Genomic DNA, 17200 nt, shown 5'->3' on the forward strand with positions numbered 1-17200 from the left:
TGACCGTAAGCCGTTCGGTGACCGTCCGCGCCGCGAGGGCGACGGCGATCGCCGCGGTTTTGGCGGCGGTGAGCGTAAGCCGTTTGGTGATCGTCCGCGCCGCGAGGGCGACGGCGATCGCCGCGGTTTTGGCGGCGGTGAGCGTAAGCCGTTCGGTGACCGTGACCGTAAGCCGTTTGGTGACCGTCCGCGCCGCGAGGGCGACGGCGACCGCCGCAGCTTTGGTGGTGGAGACAACCGCAGGCCTTTCGGCGACCGACAGGACCGTGCACCCCGCGAGGACCGTGGTGGCTGGCAGGACCGTGGTGACCGGCAGGACCGCGGACCCCGCGGCTTTGACCGCGGCGACTCCGGCCCCCGCCAGTTCGGCCGCGACAGGGCAGAAGACCGTCCCGCCCGCGTGCCCAACGCCCGCGACCTCCGCAGCGCCAACCGCCCGGACCGTGAGCGTTCGCCCGAAATCGACGAGGACGTCACGGGCAAGGAACTCGACCGCGCCACGCAGCACCAGATCAAGACCCTGGAATCCAAGAGCGCAGAGTGGGTGGCCCGCCACCTGGTGATGGCCGGACGGCTCATCGACGAGGAGCCCGAACTGGCGTTCCAGCACGCCCTCGCCGCCAGCCGCCGCGGAGGCCGCCTTGCCGCTGTGCGTGAGGCCGTGGGTCTCACTGCGTATGCCGCCGGGCACTACGGCGAGGCCCTGCGCGAATTCCGCACCTACCGGCGGATCAGCGGTTCAAACGTCCACCTGCCTGTGATGGCCGACTGCGAACGCGGCCTCGGCCGGCCCGACCGCGCCCTTGACGTGGTCCGTTCCGAGGAGGCCCAGGACCTCGACGCGCCCGGCAAGGTGGAGCTGGCGATTGTCGCCTCCGGTGCCCGCGCCGACCTTGGCCAGCCGGACGCCGCAGTTGCGGAGCTGGAGATCCCGCAGCTGGACATCAACCGCGCCTTCTCCTACAGCCCGCGCCTGTTCCGCGCATATGCTGACGCCCTGACCGCCGTCGGCCGCGAAGCCGAGGCCGAAAAGTGGCAGCGGCAGGCCGTCGTGGCGGAAGAAGCCCTGGGGCTGGGCATTGCCGAGGAACCGGACATCATCGACCTTGGCTGGGACGAGGAAGAGGAAGCCCGGGAGGAAGCCGAACGCCGGAAGCGCATTGCGCAGGCCGCAGGCACGGCAGCTCAGGACGGAAGCGGGTCTTCCGACGGCCAGGCGGCCACCGGGATCAGTGCCGAGGAGGAAGCCGCCGCCCAGCGCCCCTCATCGGACGCGGCGGATGAAAACCTCGACGACGCGGAAGCTGACTACTTCGAGTCCGACGACGCCGAGTCTGACGAAGATTCCGCAGAGCCCGACGAGGACGCGGTAGAGGACGCCGAGGCCCAGGACGCGGAACACACCGGACAGCAGGACGCCGACGGGCGCCGGAACGGCGCGGAGGACTAAATACTCATGAGCGATGCCCAACTGATTTCGCGGTTCGACGCCCTGCTGGCCGACCTGGACGGGGTGGTCTACCGGGGTCCCCACGCCATCCCCGGAGCTGTGGAATCCCTGCAGCGCCTGGACGGGATCGGCGTCGGGCTCGGTTATGTCACCAACAACGCCTCCCGGACCCCGGCGCAGGTGGCGGCCCACCTGCGCGAACTTGGCGCCCCCGCGGAGGACCACCAGGTGGTGAGCTCCTCCCAGGCCGGGGCTGACCTGCTGGCGTCCCTGCTGTCCCCGGGCGCCGCCGTGCTCATTACCGGCAGCCCGGCGCTGGCCCACGAGGTCGAGCTTGTTGGCCTGAAGCCGGTGCACAGCGCCGAGGAGAATCCCGTGGCCGTGGTGCAGGGCTTCAACCCTGCGATCGGCTGGAAAGAGCTCGCCGAAGCGTCCTTCGTCCTGGCGGATGGAGACGTGCTGTGGGTTGCGACGAACACCGACATGACTCTCCCGCAGACCCGGGGAACCGCGCCGGGCAACGGGTCCCTCGTGGCGGCGGTGGCGGCCGCAACCGGCCGGCAACCCCTCGTCGCGGGAAAACCGGAGGCTCCGCTGTTCCACGCCGCGGCCAAGCGGCTGTCTTCGGACCGGCCGCTGGTTGTGGGCGACCGCCTCGACACCGACATCCTGGGCGGCAACCGGGCCGGCTTTGCCACGGTGGCCGTGCTGACCGGCATCGACACCCTGGAAAGCATGCTGGCCGCCCGGACCGACGAACGGCCGCGCTACATCATCCAGGACCTGCCGGGTCTCTACCAGCCGTATCCGGACATTGATAACGACGGCGGGACGTTCCGTTGCGGGGATGCTGCGGCCACCGTGGACGGCGATGCCGTCCGGATCACCGGGGCCAAGGACAACCTCGATTCGTGGCGCGCGGCATGCGCCGCATGGTGGACGGCCCGGCCCGACGCCGACCGCGCCACGGCTCCCGAGCTCGAATGGCTGGATCAATAGACTGGTGCCATGCCCGAGTTGAATAACGACGCATCAGACGCTGCGGCTCCGGACGTCACGTGGCCAATGCCGGAGGTGCCCGGCAATGGCCCGGACAGCGGAGTCGCCGACTCCGCTGTCCGGGCCATCCTGGACCGGGTCCGAGAGGTTCCCGGGCTCCCGGTTTCGGAGCACCCGGACGCCTATGCGGGCATGCATGACGCCTTGCTGGCAGCACTGAATGAAGAGCCGCAGCACGAAGAGCCGCGGCCCGGCCCGGGTGCCGCCTGACCATGCCCAGACTCGACCAACTGCTCGTCAGCAGGGGACTGGCGCGGTCCCGCACGCACGCCGCCCGGCTGATCGCCGAGGGGAAAGTGTCCTCCGCCGGCGATGTCCTCGCCAAAGCGTCGCTGCAGGTCGGCGACGACCGTGAGCTGAGCGTCGCGGAAGATGCGACCGACGCATACGTCAGCCGGGCCGGCCACAAACTGGCTGGCGCGCTTGACGCGTTCCCCGCCGTCGCCGTCGAAGGCAAACGGTGCCTCGACGCCGGCGCCTCCACAGGCGGCTTTACCGACGTCCTGCTGCGGCGGGGCGCCGCGCACGTGGTGGCGGTCGACGTCGGGCACGGCCAGCTGGTGCCGCAGCTCCGCAGCGATCCGCGCGTCAGCGTGCACGAGGGGCTGAACGTCCGCTACATGGACCCCGGTCAGATCGGCGGCCCGGCACAGGTCACGGTTGCCGACCTGTCCTTCATTTCGCTCACGCTGGTGCTGGCCCCGCTGGCTGTCTGTACCGCCCCGGGCGGCGACCTGGTGCTCATGGTCAAGCCCCAGTTCGAGATCGGCAAGGAGCGGCTCGCCCGTACGGGAGTGGTCACGTCGGAGCGCGAACGGCGCCTGGCTGTCGGTAAAGTGGCGGGGGCGGCGCTCGACGCCGGACTGGAACTGCGGGGGCTGGCCACCAGCCCGTTGCCCGGCCAGGACGGAAATGTCGAGTACTTCCTGTGGATAACGCAAAGAATGTCCGAAGACTTGCCTAAGATCGAAGAGCGGGACGCAGCCGTGGCTGCGTTGCTGGGAAAGATCTGGCCGAACCACTAGAGAGCGGAACGCGATGAGCAGGCGTGTACTGGTACTTGCCCACACCGGCCGCGAGGAATCCCTAAAGGCGGCCTGGGAGGCGTGTGCCCAGCTCCACGCGTCCGGCATCATCCCCGTCATGCAGAAGTCCGAACTGGCCGACATGGAGGGCTTCTTCGGGCAGATGGAGCAGCCGGTCGAAATCCTGCACGACCATATCCAGCTTCCCGACGTCGAACTGGTCATGGTGCTGGGCGGCGACGGGACCATCCTGCGGGCGGCCGAGCTGGTCCGCGAAGTGGACGTGCCGCTGCTGGGCGTGAACCTCGGCCACGTCGGTTTCCTCGCCGAGAGCGAGCGTGCAGACCTCGCACAGACAGTCGAATGGATCGCCAGCCGTGAATACACGGTGGAGGAGCGCATGACCATCGACGTCCAGGTCTGGGTCCGTGGCCAAAAGATCTGGCACACCTGGGCCCTGAACGAGGCCGCCATCGAAAAAGGCGACCGGGAGCGCATGCTCGAACTGGTCACCGAAGTGGACGAGCGCCCCCTGACCTCCTTCGGCTGCGACGGCGTGGTGCTCGCGACGCCCACCGGCTCCACCGCCTACGCGTTCTCAGCCGGCGGTCCGGTGGTGTGGCCTGAGGTGGAAGCCCTCCTGATCGTGCCCATCAGCGCGCATGCCCTCTTCGCCAAGCCGTTGGTGGTTTCACCCCGGTCCCGGCTGGCCGTTGAAGTCCTCAACCGGACGGACGCCCTGGGCGTGCTCTGGTGTGACGGCAGGCGTTCCGTGGACCTGCCGCCCGGCGCCCGCGTGGAGGTCACCCGGTCCGCCACCCCCGTCCGCCTGGCCCGTACACACCAGACGCCGTTCTCGGCGCGGCTGGTCCGCAAGTTTGAGCTTCCCATCCATGGCTGGCGCGGGCCCGTCCCGCAGTCCGGGGAGATCCACACCGGTCCCGTGCCGATCGTCCGCACGCCCCGGACCATGGTGCCGCCCTCAGGCCTTCGGCCGCACGAATCCGGTTCAGAATCCGATCCTCCGACTGAAAAGTGAATCATGCTTGAAGAACTGAGAATCCGCGATCTCGGCGTCATCACCGACGCCACGCTGCCCTTGGGCCCCGGGCTCAGCGTGGTCACCGGCGAGACCGGTGCCGGCAAGACCATGGTGGTCACCGCCGTCGGGCTGCTGCTGGGAGCCCGGTCGGACGCCGGTGCCGTGCGCAGCGGCGCGAAGAGCGCCTCCGCGGAAGCGGTGGTGCAGCTGCAATCCGGGCACCTTGCGCTGGAACGCGCCAGGGACGCCGGGGCCGAGGTTGAAGAGTACGACGGCGGCGCGGAACTGCTGCTGTCGCGGCGCCTGGGTGCCGATGGACGAAGCCGGGCTTTCCTCGGCGGCCGGGCCGCACCGGTGGGTGTGCTGGCCGAAATCGGTGAGTCGCTGGTGGTGGTGCACGGGCAGACGGACCAGATCCGGCTCAAGGGCGCCGCGGCCCAGCGCGAGGCCCTCGATAAGTTCGCGGGGGACGGGCTGGCGTCGACGCTCGCCGGATTCCAGGACCTCTACAGCTCCTGGAAATCCAGCCAGGCAGAGCTCGACTCACTCCGCAGTGCGGAGCGGGAGCGGCTCCGCGAGGCCGAGTCCCTGGAGGCCGCGCTGGCGGAGATCGATGCCGTTGACCCGCAGGCGGGGGAGGACGAGGCCCTCAAGGCCGAGTCGGTGAAGCTGGCCAACGTCGAGGAACTCCGGATCGCCGCCAGCACCGCGCACCAGGCCCTCATCGCCGAGGACTTCGGCGAGGCCGGCGATGCGACGTCGCTCGTGGACGCTGCCAAGCGGACCCTGGAGCACGTGGCCGAACACGACGAGGAACTCGGATCGGCAGCCGCCCGCCTCGCCGAGGTGGGATTCCTGCTCAACGACATCGCCACGGAGCTGGCCAGCTACCAGGCCGGGCTGGACACGGAGGGGCCGGAGCGCCTGGCCGAGATTGAGGAACGCCGGGCATCACTGGCCAAGCTGGTTCGGAAGTACGCGCCGAGCATTGACGAGGTCCTCGAATGGGCGGAGAACGCCCGGGCCCGCTTTGACGAACTGCAGGGCGACTCCACCCGGATCGAAAACCTTGAGGCAGAGGTAACCAGGGCGGCTGCCGAGCTGAAGAAGCAGGCCGCGGCTATCAGCAAGGTCCGCGCCAAGGCCGCCAAGGACCTTTCCGCCCGGGTCAGCGCCGAGCTGAAGGCCCTCGCCATGGCCGACGCCACCCTGGTGATCACCATCGAGGCAGCGGCCCAGCTGGGACCCCACGGCGGGGACGAGATCTCCTTCCTGCTGCAGCCGCACTCGGGCGCTCCCGCCCGGCCTCTGGGCAAGGGCGCTTCGGGTGGTGAGCTCTCCCGGGTCATGCTGGCCATCGAGGTGGTGCTGGCGGCCGTGGACCCCGTGCCCACGTTCGTCTTCGACGAAGTCGACGCCGGCGTGGGCGGGCGTGCCGCCGTCGAGATTGGCCGCCGGCTGGCCATGCTGGCGCGCCACGTCCAGGTCCTGGTGGTGACGCACCTGCCGCAGGTGGCAGCGTTCGCCGACCAGCACATCCGTGTGACCAAAAACTCGGTGCGCGGCGCGGACGGCTCCACCGCCAAGGGCTTCACCTCCAGCGACGTCCAGTTGCTGGACGAAGCTGAGCGGGTCAAGGAACTTGCCCGGATGCTGGCAGGCCAGGAGGACTCCGAAACCGCGCAGGCGCACGCCCAGGAGCTCCTGGACGACGCCAAGCTCCTGCCGCAGCAGGCATAGGTCCGGACTGAGCCTGGCTTCCGGCCGGCCCACCCTTGCCGGGAGCGCCTGGACAGGGAAAACTGAAGCCTTTGGGGAGGCATACCCGATCCGTGGAAGGCTCAATTGATGATAGGCTCGAATTCCGTGGTGCAGCGATCAAATTCCCGTGTAAATTCCCGGTTCCCGGGCTCGTCCAAGACGACCAAACACATCTTCGTCACCGGCGGTGTGGCGTCCTCGCTAGGCAAGGGACTGACGGCCTCCAGCCTCGGACACCTGCTGCGGGCACGCGGCTTGTCAGTAACTATGCAGAAGCTCGATCCCTATCTGAACGTGGATCCGGGCACGATGAACCCCTTCCAGCACGGCGAGGTTTTCGTCACAGACGACGGTGCTGAAACCGACCTCGACATCGGACACTACGAGCGCTTCCTCGACGAGAACCTCGAGGGCTCGGCCAACGTGACCACCGGCCAGGTGTACTCCACCGTCATCGCCAAGGAACGCCGCGGCGAATACCTCGGTGACACCGTCCAGGTCATCCCGCACATCACCGATGAGATCAAGCGCCGGATGCGGCTGCCCTCCGAAGGCAAGAACGCCCCGGACGTCATCATCACGGAAATCGGCGGCACGGTCGGCGATATCGAGTCCCAGCCCTTCCTCGAGTCGGCCCGCCAGGTCCGCCAGGACATCGGCCGGACCAACGTGTTCTTCCTCCACGTGTCGCTGGTCCCGTACATCGGTCCCTCGCAGGAACTGAAGACCAAGCCGACGCAGCATTCCGTGGCGGCCCTCCGCTCCATCGGCATCCAGCCGGAAGCCATCGTGATCCGCTCGGACCGCGAAGTCCCCGATGCCATGCGTGAGAAGATCGGCCGCATGTGCGACGTCGACATCGACGCCGTGGTCAACGCCGCCGATGCCCCCAGCATCTACGACATCCCCAAGACGCTGCACACGCAGGGCCTGGATTCGTACATCGTCCGGGCGCTGGACCTGCCGTTCAAGGACGTGGACTGGACCAGCTGGGACAAGCTCCTGGAGGCTGTCCACAACCCCAAGCACGAGGTCGAAATTGCCCTGGTGGGCAAGTACATCGACCTCCCGGACGCTTACCTCTCCGTCACGGAGGCCCTGCGCGCCGGCGGTTTCGCCAACAACGCCAAGGTCAAGATCCGCTGGGTGCCCTCCGATGAATGTGAAACCCACGAGGGTGCGGTGCGCGCCCTCGAGGGCGTGGACGCGATCTGCGTTCCGGGCGGCTTCGGCATCCGCGGCCTGGAAGGCAAGCTGGGCGCCCTGAAGTTTGCCCGCGAGTCTCGGCTACCCGTGCTGGGCCTGTGCCTCGGCCTACAGTGCATGGTCATCGAGTACGCCCGCAACGTCGTTGGCCTGGAGGGTGCCTCCTCCAGCGAGTTCGAGCCCGATTCCAAGTACCCGGTCATCGCCACGATGGAAGAGCAGCTGGAATTCGTCGAGGGCCGCGGCGACCTCGGCGGCACCATGCGCCTTGGCCTGTACGAGGCGAAGCTGGACGAGGGCTCGGTCATCGCCGAGACCTACGGCACCACCACCGTCAGCGAACGCCACCGCCACCGGTACGAGGTGAACAACAAGTACCGCGACCAGATTGCCGCCGAGGGCCTGGTGTTCTCCGGCACGTCGCCGGACGGCAAGCTGGTGGAATATGTGGAGCTGCCCCGTGAGGTCCACCCGTACTACGTGGCCACCCAGGCGCACCCGGAACTGAGCTCACGGCCCACCAGGCCGCACCCGCTCTTCGCCGGACTGGTGAAGGCCGCCCTGGACCACCAGAGCGGCACCGGCGGAAACAGTTTCGAACCCGCTGCGGCCGCCACTGGCGAAGCCGCCGCAGAGTAGAACAACCACAGCACCCATAGAGTAAGGACGGCGCGATGCCCGGTAATTCTGAAGACACCCCTGCTGGCCGGCAGGTTTCGGATGCGCCGAGCCCGCGCCGTCTGCTCTCCCGGGAGCGGGTCTACAACGGCCGGATCTGGGACGTTGTCAGCGACAGCTTCAAGCTCACCGCCGAGGGCAACCCCCTGGTCCGGGACTACATCGAACACCCCGGTGCCGTCGCTGTGCTCCCCATGAACGACGACGGCGAGGTGCTGCTGATCAAGCAGTACCGCCACCCCGTGGGCATGGACCTGTGGGAGATTCCCGCAGGCCTGCTCGACGTCGAGGGAGAGGACTTCCTGGTGGGCGCAGCACGCGAGCTCGCTGAGGAAGCGGACCTGATAGCGAGCGACTGGAATGTCCTGGTGGACTTCTTCAATTCGCCCGGCTCCTCCAGCGAGGCGATCCGCATCTACCTGGCCCGCGGCCTCACCGAGGTACCGCATCACGAGCTGCACGTCCGCACGGATGAAGAGGCGGAAATCGAGCTGCACTGGATCCCACTCGCGGACGCCGTCGCCGCGGTGCTGGAGGGGCGGCTGCACAACCCGTCGGCCGTCGTCGGAATCCTCGCTGCTGCCGCCGCCAAGGCGGACGGCTTCAGCGGACTGCGGCCGGGCGACGCCGACTGGCCGGCGCACCCCAGCCAGCGCTGATGTCCACGGACACGGCGGCACCGGAGGATTCTCCGGCTGCCGAGGCGGACACGGCGGTATCCAAGCCAGCGGCAGGCGCCGAAACCGCACCGCCGGAACGGCCCCGCACAGCGGTTGACCGCGGCGTGACCGACTACCTCCAGCACATGGGAGTGGAACGGGGCCTCGCCGCAAACACCCTGTCCGCGTACCGCCGCGACCTCGCCCGCTATTCGGCCTACCTCGCAGGGCAGGGCCTCAGCAGCCCGGCTGACATCACCCGCCACCACGTGACGGGCTTTGCCCAGGCGCTCTCCGACGGCGCCGACGGCGGCACTCCGCTCGGTGTGCGCTCCGCGGCGCGGACTGTGGTGGCCGTCCGCGGGCTGCACCGCTTTTGGGCGCTGGAAGGGACGACGACGGCGGACCCCGCCAGCGATGTCCACCCGCCAATGCCCGGCAGACGGCTGCCCAAGGCCATCACCGTGGACGAGGTCACCAGGATCCTGGAGGCAGCGGGCACAGACACCGCAACAGGCCTCCGGGACCGGGCGCTGCTGGAGTTCCTGTACTCCACCGGAGCGCGGATCAGCGAAGCCGTGGGCCTGGACGTGGACGACCTGTCCGTGCAGGCCGCCGAATCCGGACCGGCGATCGTGCGGCTGTTCGGCAAGGGCTCCAAGGAGCGCCTCGTGCCGCTGGGTTCCTTCGCGGCCCGCGCCCTGGACGCCTACCTGGTCCGGGGCCGGCCGCTGCTCGCGGGGAAGGGCAAGGGCACCCCTGCGCTGTTCCTCAACGCCAGGGGCGGGCGCATCAGCCGGCAGAGCGCCTGGACCATCCTGAAGGCCGCGGCGGACAAGGCGAACATCACCAAGGATGTTTCCCCGCATACGCTCCGGCACTCCTTCGCCACCCACCTGCTCGAAGGCGGCGCGGACGTCCGCGTGGTCCAGGAACTGCTCGGGCACGCCTCGGTGACCACCACGCAGGTGTACACGCTGGTCACCGCCGACACGCTGCGGGAAGTCTACGCGGCGGCGCACCCCAGGGCGCTGGGATAGACCCAGCCCTGTGGGATGGACCTGCGGACAGGGCAGGCAGCGCTTAGGCTGGTCTGCATGACCTCCGTGCCCGTCACCCTCTGCTTCCTGCTACGGGAACGTCCGGAGGCCGGGCCCGAGGTGCTTCTGGGCCTGAAGAGGACCGGCTTCGGAACGGGCAAAATCGTCGGCCTCGGCGGCCACGTGGAGGCCGGCGAGACCGATGCCCAGGCGGCGTGCCGGGAGGTCCTGGAGGAGGCCGGCGTCGTTGTCCTCGAGCAGGACCTGTTCGATGCGGGCAAGGTGGAATTCGTGTTTCCTGCCCGCCCTGACTGGAACATGTCGACCCGCCTGTTCACCACCCGCCGCTGGTCGGGTGAGCCGGTCGAGAGCTCCGAGATCTTTCCGGAGTGGTTCCTGGTTTCCGCCCTTCCCCTGGACCGCATGTGGCAGGATGCGGAGCACTGGCTGCCCCTGGCGCTGGCCGGGAACACCGTCGATGCCGTCATCACCCTGAACGACGACAATGAGACCGTGGCCTCGGCCGAATATTCTTTCCGGGCCGTGTAACCGTCCGTTCCCTGGCGGAAACTATACGGTTAGCCTGCCTGGTCAGGGCACTACTTCTTACGTTTGGGGGCAACGTGGATTCGGAGCGCGAACTGGCGTTCATCGCCGTTCACAGGGACAGCTATCCGCGGGTTTACAGATACGTGCGACGGCGGGTGGAATCGCCCGAGCTCGCAGAGGAGCTCGCAGCGGACGTGTTCCGCGTCGTCTGGCAAAAATGGAACGAGCAGCAGCACCCGGACATCGCCTGGCTGCTGACCGTGGCGCGGAACCTGATCGGAAATGCCTACCGGAGCCGTGACCGGCAGGTGGCCCTGCAGACGAAACTCCGGGAGTCCGCCGAGCTCCGCTCCGGTGCGGACTCCGAGGACCTGGTGGTGCACGACGCCATGGCAGCGCTCCGCGACAGTGAGCGCGACATCCTGCAATTGGCGTACTGGGACGAGTTGAGCATGGCGGAGATCGCCGGCGTTCTGCAGTGCAGCGAAGCTGCTGCCAAAGTGCGCCTGCACCGTGCCAGGGCCGCCTTCCGCAAGCAAATGCCCGTAACTTCACGCCCGGGAAAACAGAACCCGGGTAAACAGAACTCAGTCACACAGAAGATGGGTGCATGAGATGGATCCGATCAAGAACCTGATTTCCGGGTCTGACCCGTTTCGCGACGACCCCGCCGCGATGCCCGACGCCGATGCGGCCCTCCGGCGCGTAACCAGCGGCCCCCCGATGTTTACGGACAGCCTGCCCGCGAACGTACTGCGGTTTGAGGACCGGAAAAGGCGGCGGGCGCGTGTTGCCGGTGTGCTGACCCTGGCTGCGGCGGCGGTGACCGCCGGGGTGCTCGTGGCCGCGAACCTTGGAACACTGGTATCGGCTCCTGACCCTGCGGGCACCGTTGTGCCGTCTGAATCGAGCCTGCCGGCGACAGGAACTCCGACGCCGACACCCACCGCAACACCGACAGCGACGCCAACGCCAACCCGCACTGCGGCAGCCGTTACGTGGACCACCTTTACGGACGCCACGGGCCAGGCAACCTTTGAACACCCGCTGGGATGGCGGGTATCCCAAATGCCGGAAACCATCGACGGTGGTGCCTACAACGTCGTCGAAGTGAAGAATGCCGCCGGCAAGACCCTGGCCACCCTGCGGTTGGTCTACGACGCCGCCGGTGGGCCGGTGTGCCCGGACCCGAAGCCGTACCAGACGCTCGACTCGGTGGTCGTCGACATTCCGCAGAAGCCCGCGAAGCTCAAGGAACACCCGCAGGGCCCGTCAGCCTTTGTCTTCCGGGTGATCCAAGGAGACAAGGTGTACGGATCCGTCGCCCTGGCTGACGGGGACCTGGCTCCGCAGCCCACGACGTGTGGCTTGTACAACGGCATCCTCGGCCCGGACAACGTTCCCTTCGCGCAGTTCGGCGACACCACATGGCTCACGGCCGACGGAAATGACGCTCCGCTTACGTTCAACTCCGTTGCCGAGGCCAAGGCGTACATGGGCACGCAGGAGTATCAGGACGTCAAGCGCATGCTGATCTCCCTGGCGCTGCAGCCGGTCAACACAGCCGCGGCAACCAACAAGCGCTTCACCAGCGGGGACGGGAAGGCCAGCTTCCTTCTTCCCGGGGGCTGGACCGCGAAGGATGTCCCCGTCGGAACGCCGGACCACCCGGGGACGGGAATCAGGGTGTCGGACGAGACCGGCAAGGTCAAGGCGAGTTTCCAGCACAGTGCTGCGGGCGGCCTCGGTGGCGCCTGCACGGCTGGAACGTACAAGATCACTGAGCTCGACTCCGGGAAATCGTCCCTCACCGCAGAATGGGCCGTGCAGCGCGGCGTGCGGTTTTCCTACCGGGTAATGGACAGGACCCCGCTCGGCGAGGGATTCAGTTACCAGCTGGGGCTGGTGGACCAGGACAGCGGTTCCGTCAGCGACAATTGCCTCATGTACACGCTCGTGACCGGAACCCCTACGGGGATTCTGTCCTTCGCGGACCGGGCGGTGCAGGATCCCGCCGAGCCGACGTTCACCAGCATGGCCGAAGCCAGGGCCTACGTTGAGACGCCGCTGTACAAGAAGCTGAAGGCCATGATCCAGAGCCTGGACATCAGCTCCTAATGGTGCCCTAAGCTGACCCAACCCTAAGCAACGCCGGGCCGGCCACCGAAAGGTGACCGGCCCGGCGTCGTACGCGTTACAGGCGAGGGACTACGGCACGTGCCGTTCGTCCGGACCGTTGTAGGCGCTCAGTGGGCGGATGAGTGAGTTCGCGTTCAGCTGCTCCATGAAGTGGGCGGTCCAGCCGGTGATGCGGCTGGCGACGAACAGGGGCGTGAACATGTTCGTGTCGAAGCCCATGAGGTGGTAGGTGGGGCCGGCCGGATAGTCGAGGTTCGGCTTGATGCCCTTGGCCTCGTCCATGGCCGATTCGAGGCCGTTGTACAGGCCCAGCAGCTCGGGCCGGCCGAAGTGGGCAATCATCTTGTCGAGGGCGGCCTTCATGGTGGGCACGCGGGAATCGCCGTGCTTGTAGACCCGGTGTCCGAAGCCCATGACCTTCTTCTTCTGGGCGAGGGCGTTCTCCATCCATGTCTTGGCGCGGTCCGCGGCCTCCTCGAGGGACTCCTCGGGCCGGATCCCGATCTCGTCGAAGGTGTGCATGACGGCCTCGTTGGCTCCGCCGTGCAGCGGCCCCTTGAGCGCACCGATGGCGCCGGTCACCGCCGAATGGAGGTCCGACAACGTGGACATGATGACGCGCCCGGTGAAGGTGGAGGCGTTAAAGGAGTGCTCGGCGTAAAGAATCATGGAGACGTTGAAGGCCTCCACCACCTCGGCGACGGCCTCCTCGCCGAACGTCATCCACAGGAAGTTGGCCGAGTAGCCGAGGTCGTCCCGCGGCTCGATGAGTTCCTGGCCGCGCCGCCGCCGCTGGTCGTACGCCACCACCGCCGGCATCGCGGCAAACAGGTCCAGGGCCTTGGCCATGTTGGCCTCGCGGGAGGAATCCTCCGCGAGCTCGTGCCGGGCACCCATCACCGATGCGGCGGTTCGGCAGACATCCATGGGGTGGGCCGTCGTCGGCAGGGTGTCAACCACCTGCTTGACCACGGGATCCAGCCGCCGGCCCGCGCGCTCGCGGGCCGTAAAGTCACTGAGCTCGGCGGAGGACGGCAGCTCGCCGTTCCACAGCAGGTAAGCCACCTCTTCGAAGCTGCACCTGGCGGCGAGCTCCTGAACGGGGTAGCCGCGGTACAGCAGTGAGTTCGTGTCGGGATTGACCTTCGAGACAGCGGTGTAGTCCACCACTACGCCGTCGAGGCCCTTCTTGATGTCTACGTCAGCCATGCTGAACTCCTTCGTTCCTTGCGTCCGATAACCGGCCGGACCGGCCGGTGGTCCTGCGGGATATGGGCGTCAGTCGCTTCCGGGAATCCGGAAGTTGAAGACACCGGTATCAAAGCGGTTGTAGGCCTCGTAATCCACCAGGTCATACAGCCGCGCGCGCGTCAGCATGCTCCCTACCTGTGCCTCCTGCGTTCCGTCTGCCCTAATTGAGTCCAGAGTACGCTCAGCCGCCCCCATGGCACTACGGAGCAGCGTGACGGGATAAATCACCATGTTGACGCCGACTTCCTGCAGCTGGTCCACGGTGAACAGGTCGCTCTTGCCGAACTCGGTCATGTTGGCCAGGATCGGCACGTCCACCGCATCACGGATGGCCTGGAACTCGGCGAGGTCCTTCATGGCTTCGGGGAAGATCGCGTCGGCGCCGGCCTCGACGAGGGCCCTGGCACGGTCCTTCGCCGCGTCCAGCCCTTCCACCGCACGGATGTCCGTGCGGGCCATGATCAGGAAGTTCGGGTCCCGACGGGCATTGGCTGCTGCCCTGATCCGCTTGGTGGCGGTGTCCAGGTCCACGACGTTCTTGCCGTCGAGGTGGCCGCAGCGTTTGGGGTTGAACTGGTCTTCGATGTGGCAGCCGGCGAGCCCGGCGTTTTCGAGTTCCTGGACGCTGCGGGCAACGTTCATGGGCTCGCCGAATCCGGTGTCCGCGTCCACGATGGCCGGCAGGTCGGTCATGCGGGCGATCTGCCCCGCCCGGGTGGCGACTTCGGTCAGGGTGGTGAGGCCAATGTCCGGCAGGCCAAGGTCATTGGCCAGGACAGCGCCCGAGATGTACACCCCGGCGAAGCCTTTCTCCTCGATCAGCCGGGCGGAGAGCGGGTTGAACGCCCCGGGGAACTGCTGGACGGTTCCGGAGCTGAGCAATTCCCTGAACTTGAGGCGCTTCTGCTCCGGGGTGGCGGTGGAGTACAGCATTTAGAACAGCCCCTTGGGCGCGGCGCTGAAGTCGATGATGCCCGGGGCCGCTGTGATGTTCAGCTGGTCGAGTTCGCCGGCGGCCAGTTCGGGAAGGCGTTCGACGGCGGCCAGGAACCTTTCGATTTCATCCTCCGTGACGATGCCCTTGGCCAGGGTGCGGAACTTGTTCACGTACTGTTCACGGGTGAACGGCCGGGCGCCGAGGGGGTGGGCGTCCGCCACGGCGATCTCGTCGCGGATGACGGTGCCGTCCGTAAGGGTGATCTCCACGGAACCGCCGAACGCCTTCTCCGAGATGTCCAGCGAGTGGTACCGGCGGGTCCACTCCGGATCCTCCACAGTGGAGACCTTCTGCCACAGCTCCACCGTGTCCGGGCGGGCGGCGCGTTCGGGGGAGTAGGAGTCCACGTGGTGCCAGGCCCCGTCCTGCAGTGCGACGGTGAAGATGTACGGGATGGAGTGGTCCAGGGTTTCCCGGCTGGCGGTGGGGCTGTACTTCTGCGGATCGTTGGCGCCGGAGCCAATCACGTAGTGGGTGTGGTGGCTCGTCTTGATCAGGACGGACTTCACATTCGCCGGATCGGTTGCCTCGGGGTGCTCCCGGTTGAGCTTGCGGGCGAGGTCGATCCATGCCTGGGCCTGGTACTCGGCCGAATGCTCCTTGGTGTAGGTGTCCAGGATTGCGCGCTTGGCCTCGCCGGCTTCGGGCAGCGGAACCTCGTAGGAGGCGTCCGGGCCGTCCAGCATCCACGCGATCACGCCGTCCTCGCCTTCATAGATCGGGACGGGGGAGGTCTGCCCGCGCATGGACCTGTCCACTGCCTCGATCGCCATTTTGGCGGCGAAGGCCGGTGCGTGCGCCTTCCAGGTGGAGATCTCGCCCTTGCGGGACTGGCGGGTGGCCGTGGTGGTGTGCAGGGCCTGGCCCACGGACTGGAAGATGGTCTCGACGTCCAGGCCGAGCAGCGTGCCGATGCCGGCGGCTGCGGACGGGCCGAGGTGGGCCACGTGGTCGATCTTGTGCTTGTGCAGGCAGATCGCCTTCACCAGGTTCACCTGGATCTCGTAGCCGGTGGCGATGCCGCGGATCAGGTCCTTGCCGCTGGAGCCGACGTGCTGGGCGACGGCGAGGATCGGCGGGATGTTGTCGCCGGGGTGGGAGTAGTCCGCGGCGAGGAACGTGTCGTGGTAGTCCAGTTCCCGGACGGCCACGCCGTTGGCCCAGGCTGCCCACTCCGGGGAGACGCGCTCGCCGATGCCGAACACCATGGCCCCTTTGCCGCCGCTGGACGGGCCGTGCGTGAGGGCCTGGGCCCGCGCAGCTACGATCGGGGCGCGGTTCAGCGAGGCAACGGCCACGGAGGCGTTGTCGATGATGCGGTTGATGACCATCTCCGTGACATCGTTGGTGACCGCCACCGGGTCGGCTGCCACCACTGCGATCTTGTGGGCCAGCTGCTGTTCGCGCGGGAGGTTTTCCTCGCTCTTGTAGACGCGGACGTGGTGTTCCTTAACCATGGGGCTCCTTCTGGGCGGATGTGTGGGCGGCTTTGACGTGCGAAAGACTGCGGTGCAGGTGGACCGTGGTGGCCGCTTCGGCCAGCCGCGGGTTGCCTTCAGCGATGGCTTCGGCGATGGCGGCATGTTCGGCTGCGGCGGCGGTCAGCCGGGCCTGGTCGTCCGCGGCCAGCCTGCGGACCCGGACCAGGTGGACGCGCAGGCTCCGCATGGCCTGTGCAAGGTATGAGTTGGAGATGGCCTCGTCGATGGCGGCATCCAGGCGGCTGACGAGCTCGTAATACTCGTGCCGGGCGGGATCGGGGGAGTCCAGCAGCGCAGGCGCCGCCAGCAGTTCTTCCTGCAATGCCCGGAAAACGCCGGTATCGCCGCGTTTTGCGGCCAGCGCGGCGGCCTTGCCCTCGAGCGTTTCGCGGAGTTCGAACAGCTCGTCGATGTCGTCCAGTGAGATATCGGTGACGACGACGCCGCGGCCGCCCGGCGCCGCCAGCCCTTCCGCCGTCAGCCGGCTCAGGGCCTCGCGGAGCGGTGTCCGGGAGATTCCCAGCCGTGCGGACTGCTCGACCTCGGCGAGCACCGTCCCGGGGAGGAGGCGCCATTCGATGATGTCATCGCGCAGTGCGGCGTAGGCCCTGTCACTCGCGCGCATCCCGCCTCCTCTCCTCGCTTGTATTTAACTTGAGTGTATACACAAGCACCGGCTTTGCCTAGCATTCTGCGCGATAGTCTAGGCGCTATAGGCGCTTGTGTATACACACGAAGAATCCGAGGTTGGACGCGAGTGGTGCAGCGAAGGGTTGGTTCCGTTGCAGCTGGCGAGGGTGGCCTCCGGGCGGACGGTTGTGGCCCTGTCTGCGGCAGGGTCGGTAGGAATGTCAGTGCCCCGG

At 67.6% G+C, this 17200-nt stretch carries 16 protein-coding genes; 12 read left to right on the forward strand and 4 right to left on the reverse strand.

The window, feature by feature from the left end:
• The 12 genes from ACFRAH_RS07625 to ACFRAH_RS07680 form a co-directional block, all read left to right on the forward strand.
• A partial coding sequence (locus ACFRAH_RS07625; protein WP_377990305.1) for a hypothetical protein occupies nucleotides 1-1450 on the forward strand: 1450 nt, incomplete at its 5' end.
• Between the two features lie 6 nt (nucleotides 1451-1456).
• Entirely contained in the window at nucleotides 1457-2449 is a 993-nt protein-coding gene (locus tag ACFRAH_RS07630) for an HAD-IIA family hydrolase (protein ID WP_377990306.1), read from the forward strand.
• A gap of 9 nt (nucleotides 2450-2458) precedes the next feature.
• Nucleotides 2459-2719: a hypothetical protein gene (locus ACFRAH_RS07635; protein WP_377990307.1), complete on the forward strand. Its 261-nt coding sequence runs from the start codon at nucleotides 2459-2461 to the stop codon at nucleotides 2717-2719.
• A gap of 2 nt (nucleotides 2720-2721) precedes the next feature.
• Nucleotides 2722-3534 (forward strand): TlyA family RNA methyltransferase, encoded by an 813-nt coding sequence (locus ACFRAH_RS07640; protein ID WP_377990308.1) that lies wholly within the window; start codon nucleotides 2722-2724, stop codon nucleotides 3532-3534.
• A gap of 13 nt (nucleotides 3535-3547) precedes the next feature.
• Nucleotides 3548-4573: an NAD kinase gene (locus ACFRAH_RS07645; protein WP_377990309.1), complete on the forward strand. Its 1026-nt coding sequence runs from the start codon at nucleotides 3548-3550 to the stop codon at nucleotides 4571-4573.
• Nucleotides 4574-4576: 3 nt separating this feature from the next.
• Nucleotides 4577-6316 (forward strand): DNA repair protein RecN, encoded by a 1740-nt coding sequence (gene recN / locus ACFRAH_RS07650; protein ID WP_377990310.1) that lies wholly within the window; start codon nucleotides 4577-4579, stop codon nucleotides 6314-6316.
• A 108-nt stretch (nucleotides 6317-6424) separates the two neighbouring features.
• Nucleotides 6425-8182, forward strand: coding sequence for a CTP synthase (locus tag ACFRAH_RS07655; protein WP_377990311.1), 1758 nt, complete (start codon nucleotides 6425-6427; stop codon nucleotides 8180-8182).
• Nucleotides 8183-8217: 35 nt separating this feature from the next.
• Nucleotides 8218-8880, forward strand: coding sequence for an NUDIX domain-containing protein (locus ACFRAH_RS07660; RefSeq protein WP_377990312.1), 663 nt, complete (start codon nucleotides 8218-8220; stop codon nucleotides 8878-8880).
• A complete protein-coding gene (xerD, locus tag ACFRAH_RS07665; RefSeq protein ID WP_377990313.1) occupies nucleotides 8880-9920 on the forward strand; it encodes a site-specific tyrosine recombinase XerD in 1041 nt (346 codons plus the stop codon). The genes ACFRAH_RS07660 and xerD overlap by 1 nt, the downstream gene beginning before the upstream one ends.
• Before the next feature lie 57 nt (nucleotides 9921-9977).
• Nucleotides 9978-10469, forward strand: a complete 492-nt coding sequence (locus tag ACFRAH_RS07670) for an 8-oxo-dGTP diphosphatase (RefSeq protein ID WP_377990314.1) — start codon at nucleotides 9978-9980, stop codon at nucleotides 10467-10469.
• A 74-nt stretch (nucleotides 10470-10543) separates the two neighbouring features.
• The gene (locus ACFRAH_RS07675) at nucleotides 10544-11083 is read left to right on the forward strand and encodes an RNA polymerase sigma factor (RefSeq protein WP_377990315.1); all 540 of its coding nucleotides are present in this window, start codon (nucleotides 10544-10546) and stop codon (nucleotides 11081-11083) included.
• Nucleotide 11084: 1 nt separating this feature from the next.
• Nucleotides 11085-12587 carry a hypothetical protein gene (locus ACFRAH_RS07680; RefSeq protein WP_377990316.1) on the forward strand — a complete coding sequence of 501 codons (1503 nt, stop codon included), beginning with the start codon at nucleotides 11085-11087 and terminating at the stop codon, nucleotides 12585-12587.
• Between the two features lie 90 nt (nucleotides 12588-12677).
• On the opposite strand, the gene ACFRAH_RS07685 is transcribed toward ACFRAH_RS07680, so the two are convergent.
• The 4 genes from ACFRAH_RS07685 to ACFRAH_RS07700 all read right to left on the reverse strand — a co-directional run bounded on the left by ACFRAH_RS07685 (nucleotide 12678) and on the right by ACFRAH_RS07700 (nucleotide 16962).
• Nucleotides 12678-13817 (reverse strand): bifunctional 2-methylcitrate synthase/citrate synthase, encoded by a 1140-nt coding sequence (locus ACFRAH_RS07685; RefSeq protein WP_377990317.1) that lies wholly within the window; start codon nucleotides 13815-13817, stop codon nucleotides 12678-12680.
• Nucleotides 13818-13886: 69 nt separating this feature from the next.
• On the reverse strand, nucleotides 13887-14792 hold the full coding sequence (gene prpB, locus ACFRAH_RS07690; protein ID WP_377990318.1) for a methylisocitrate lyase: 906 nt from the start codon (nucleotides 14790-14792) through the stop codon (nucleotides 13887-13889).
• Nucleotides 14793-16313, reverse strand: coding sequence for an MmgE/PrpD family protein (locus ACFRAH_RS07695; protein WP_377990319.1), 1521 nt, complete (start codon nucleotides 16311-16313; stop codon nucleotides 14793-14795).
• A complete protein-coding gene (locus tag ACFRAH_RS07700) occupies nucleotides 16306-16962 on the reverse strand; it encodes a GntR family transcriptional regulator (protein WP_377990320.1) in 657 nt (218 codons plus the stop codon). The genes ACFRAH_RS07695 and ACFRAH_RS07700 overlap by 8 nt, the downstream gene beginning before the upstream one ends.
• Nucleotides 16963-17200 lie beyond the last annotated feature (238 nt).

Origin of the sequence: Arthrobacter sp. NPDC056727 (assembly GCF_042790555.1) — a bacterium.
GTDB lineage: Bacteria > Actinomycetota > Actinomycetes > Actinomycetales > Micrococcaceae > Arthrobacter.

Bases quoted from the DNA above. Each gene is read 5' to 3' on its own strand.
- ACFRAH_RS07630 (WP_377990306.1), top strand. From the start codon at position 1,457: ATGAGCGATGCCCAACTGATTTCGCGGTTCGACGCCCTGCTGGCCGAC.
- ACFRAH_RS07635 (WP_377990307.1), top strand. From the start codon at position 2,459: ATGCCCGAGTTGAATAACGACGCATCAGACGCTGCGGCTCCGGACGTC.
- ACFRAH_RS07640 (WP_377990308.1), top strand. From the start codon at position 2,722: ATGCCCAGACTCGACCAACTGCTCGTCAGCAGGGGACTGGCGCGGTCC.
- ACFRAH_RS07645 (WP_377990309.1), top strand. From the start codon at position 3,548: ATGAGCAGGCGTGTACTGGTACTTGCCCACACCGGCCGCGAGGAATCC.
- recN (WP_377990310.1), top strand. From the start codon at position 4,577: ATGCTTGAAGAACTGAGAATCCGCGATCTCGGCGTCATCACCGACGCC.
- ACFRAH_RS07655 (WP_377990311.1), top strand. From the start codon at position 6,425: ATGATAGGCTCGAATTCCGTGGTGCAGCGATCAAATTCCCGTGTAAAT.
- ACFRAH_RS07660 (WP_377990312.1), top strand. From the start codon at position 8,218: ATGCCCGGTAATTCTGAAGACACCCCTGCTGGCCGGCAGGTTTCGGAT.
- xerD (WP_377990313.1), top strand. From the start codon at position 8,880: ATGTCCACGGACACGGCGGCACCGGAGGATTCTCCGGCTGCCGAGGCG.
- ACFRAH_RS07670 (WP_377990314.1), top strand. From the start codon at position 9,978: ATGACCTCCGTGCCCGTCACCCTCTGCTTCCTGCTACGGGAACGTCCG.
- ACFRAH_RS07680 (WP_377990316.1), top strand. From the start codon at position 11,085: ATGGATCCGATCAAGAACCTGATTTCCGGGTCTGACCCGTTTCGCGAC.
- ACFRAH_RS07685 (WP_377990317.1), bottom strand. From the start codon at position 13,817: ATGGCTGACGTAGACATCAAGAAGGGCCTCGACGGCGTAGTGGTGGAC.
- prpB (WP_377990318.1), bottom strand. From the start codon at position 14,792: ATGCTGTACTCCACCGCCACCCCGGAGCAGAAGCGCCTCAAGTTCAGG.
- ACFRAH_RS07695 (WP_377990319.1), bottom strand. From the start codon at position 16,313: ATGGTTAAGGAACACCACGTCCGCGTCTACAAGAGCGAGGAAAACCTC.
- ACFRAH_RS07700 (WP_377990320.1), bottom strand. From the start codon at position 16,962: ATGCGCGCGAGTGACAGGGCCTACGCCGCACTGCGCGATGACATCATC.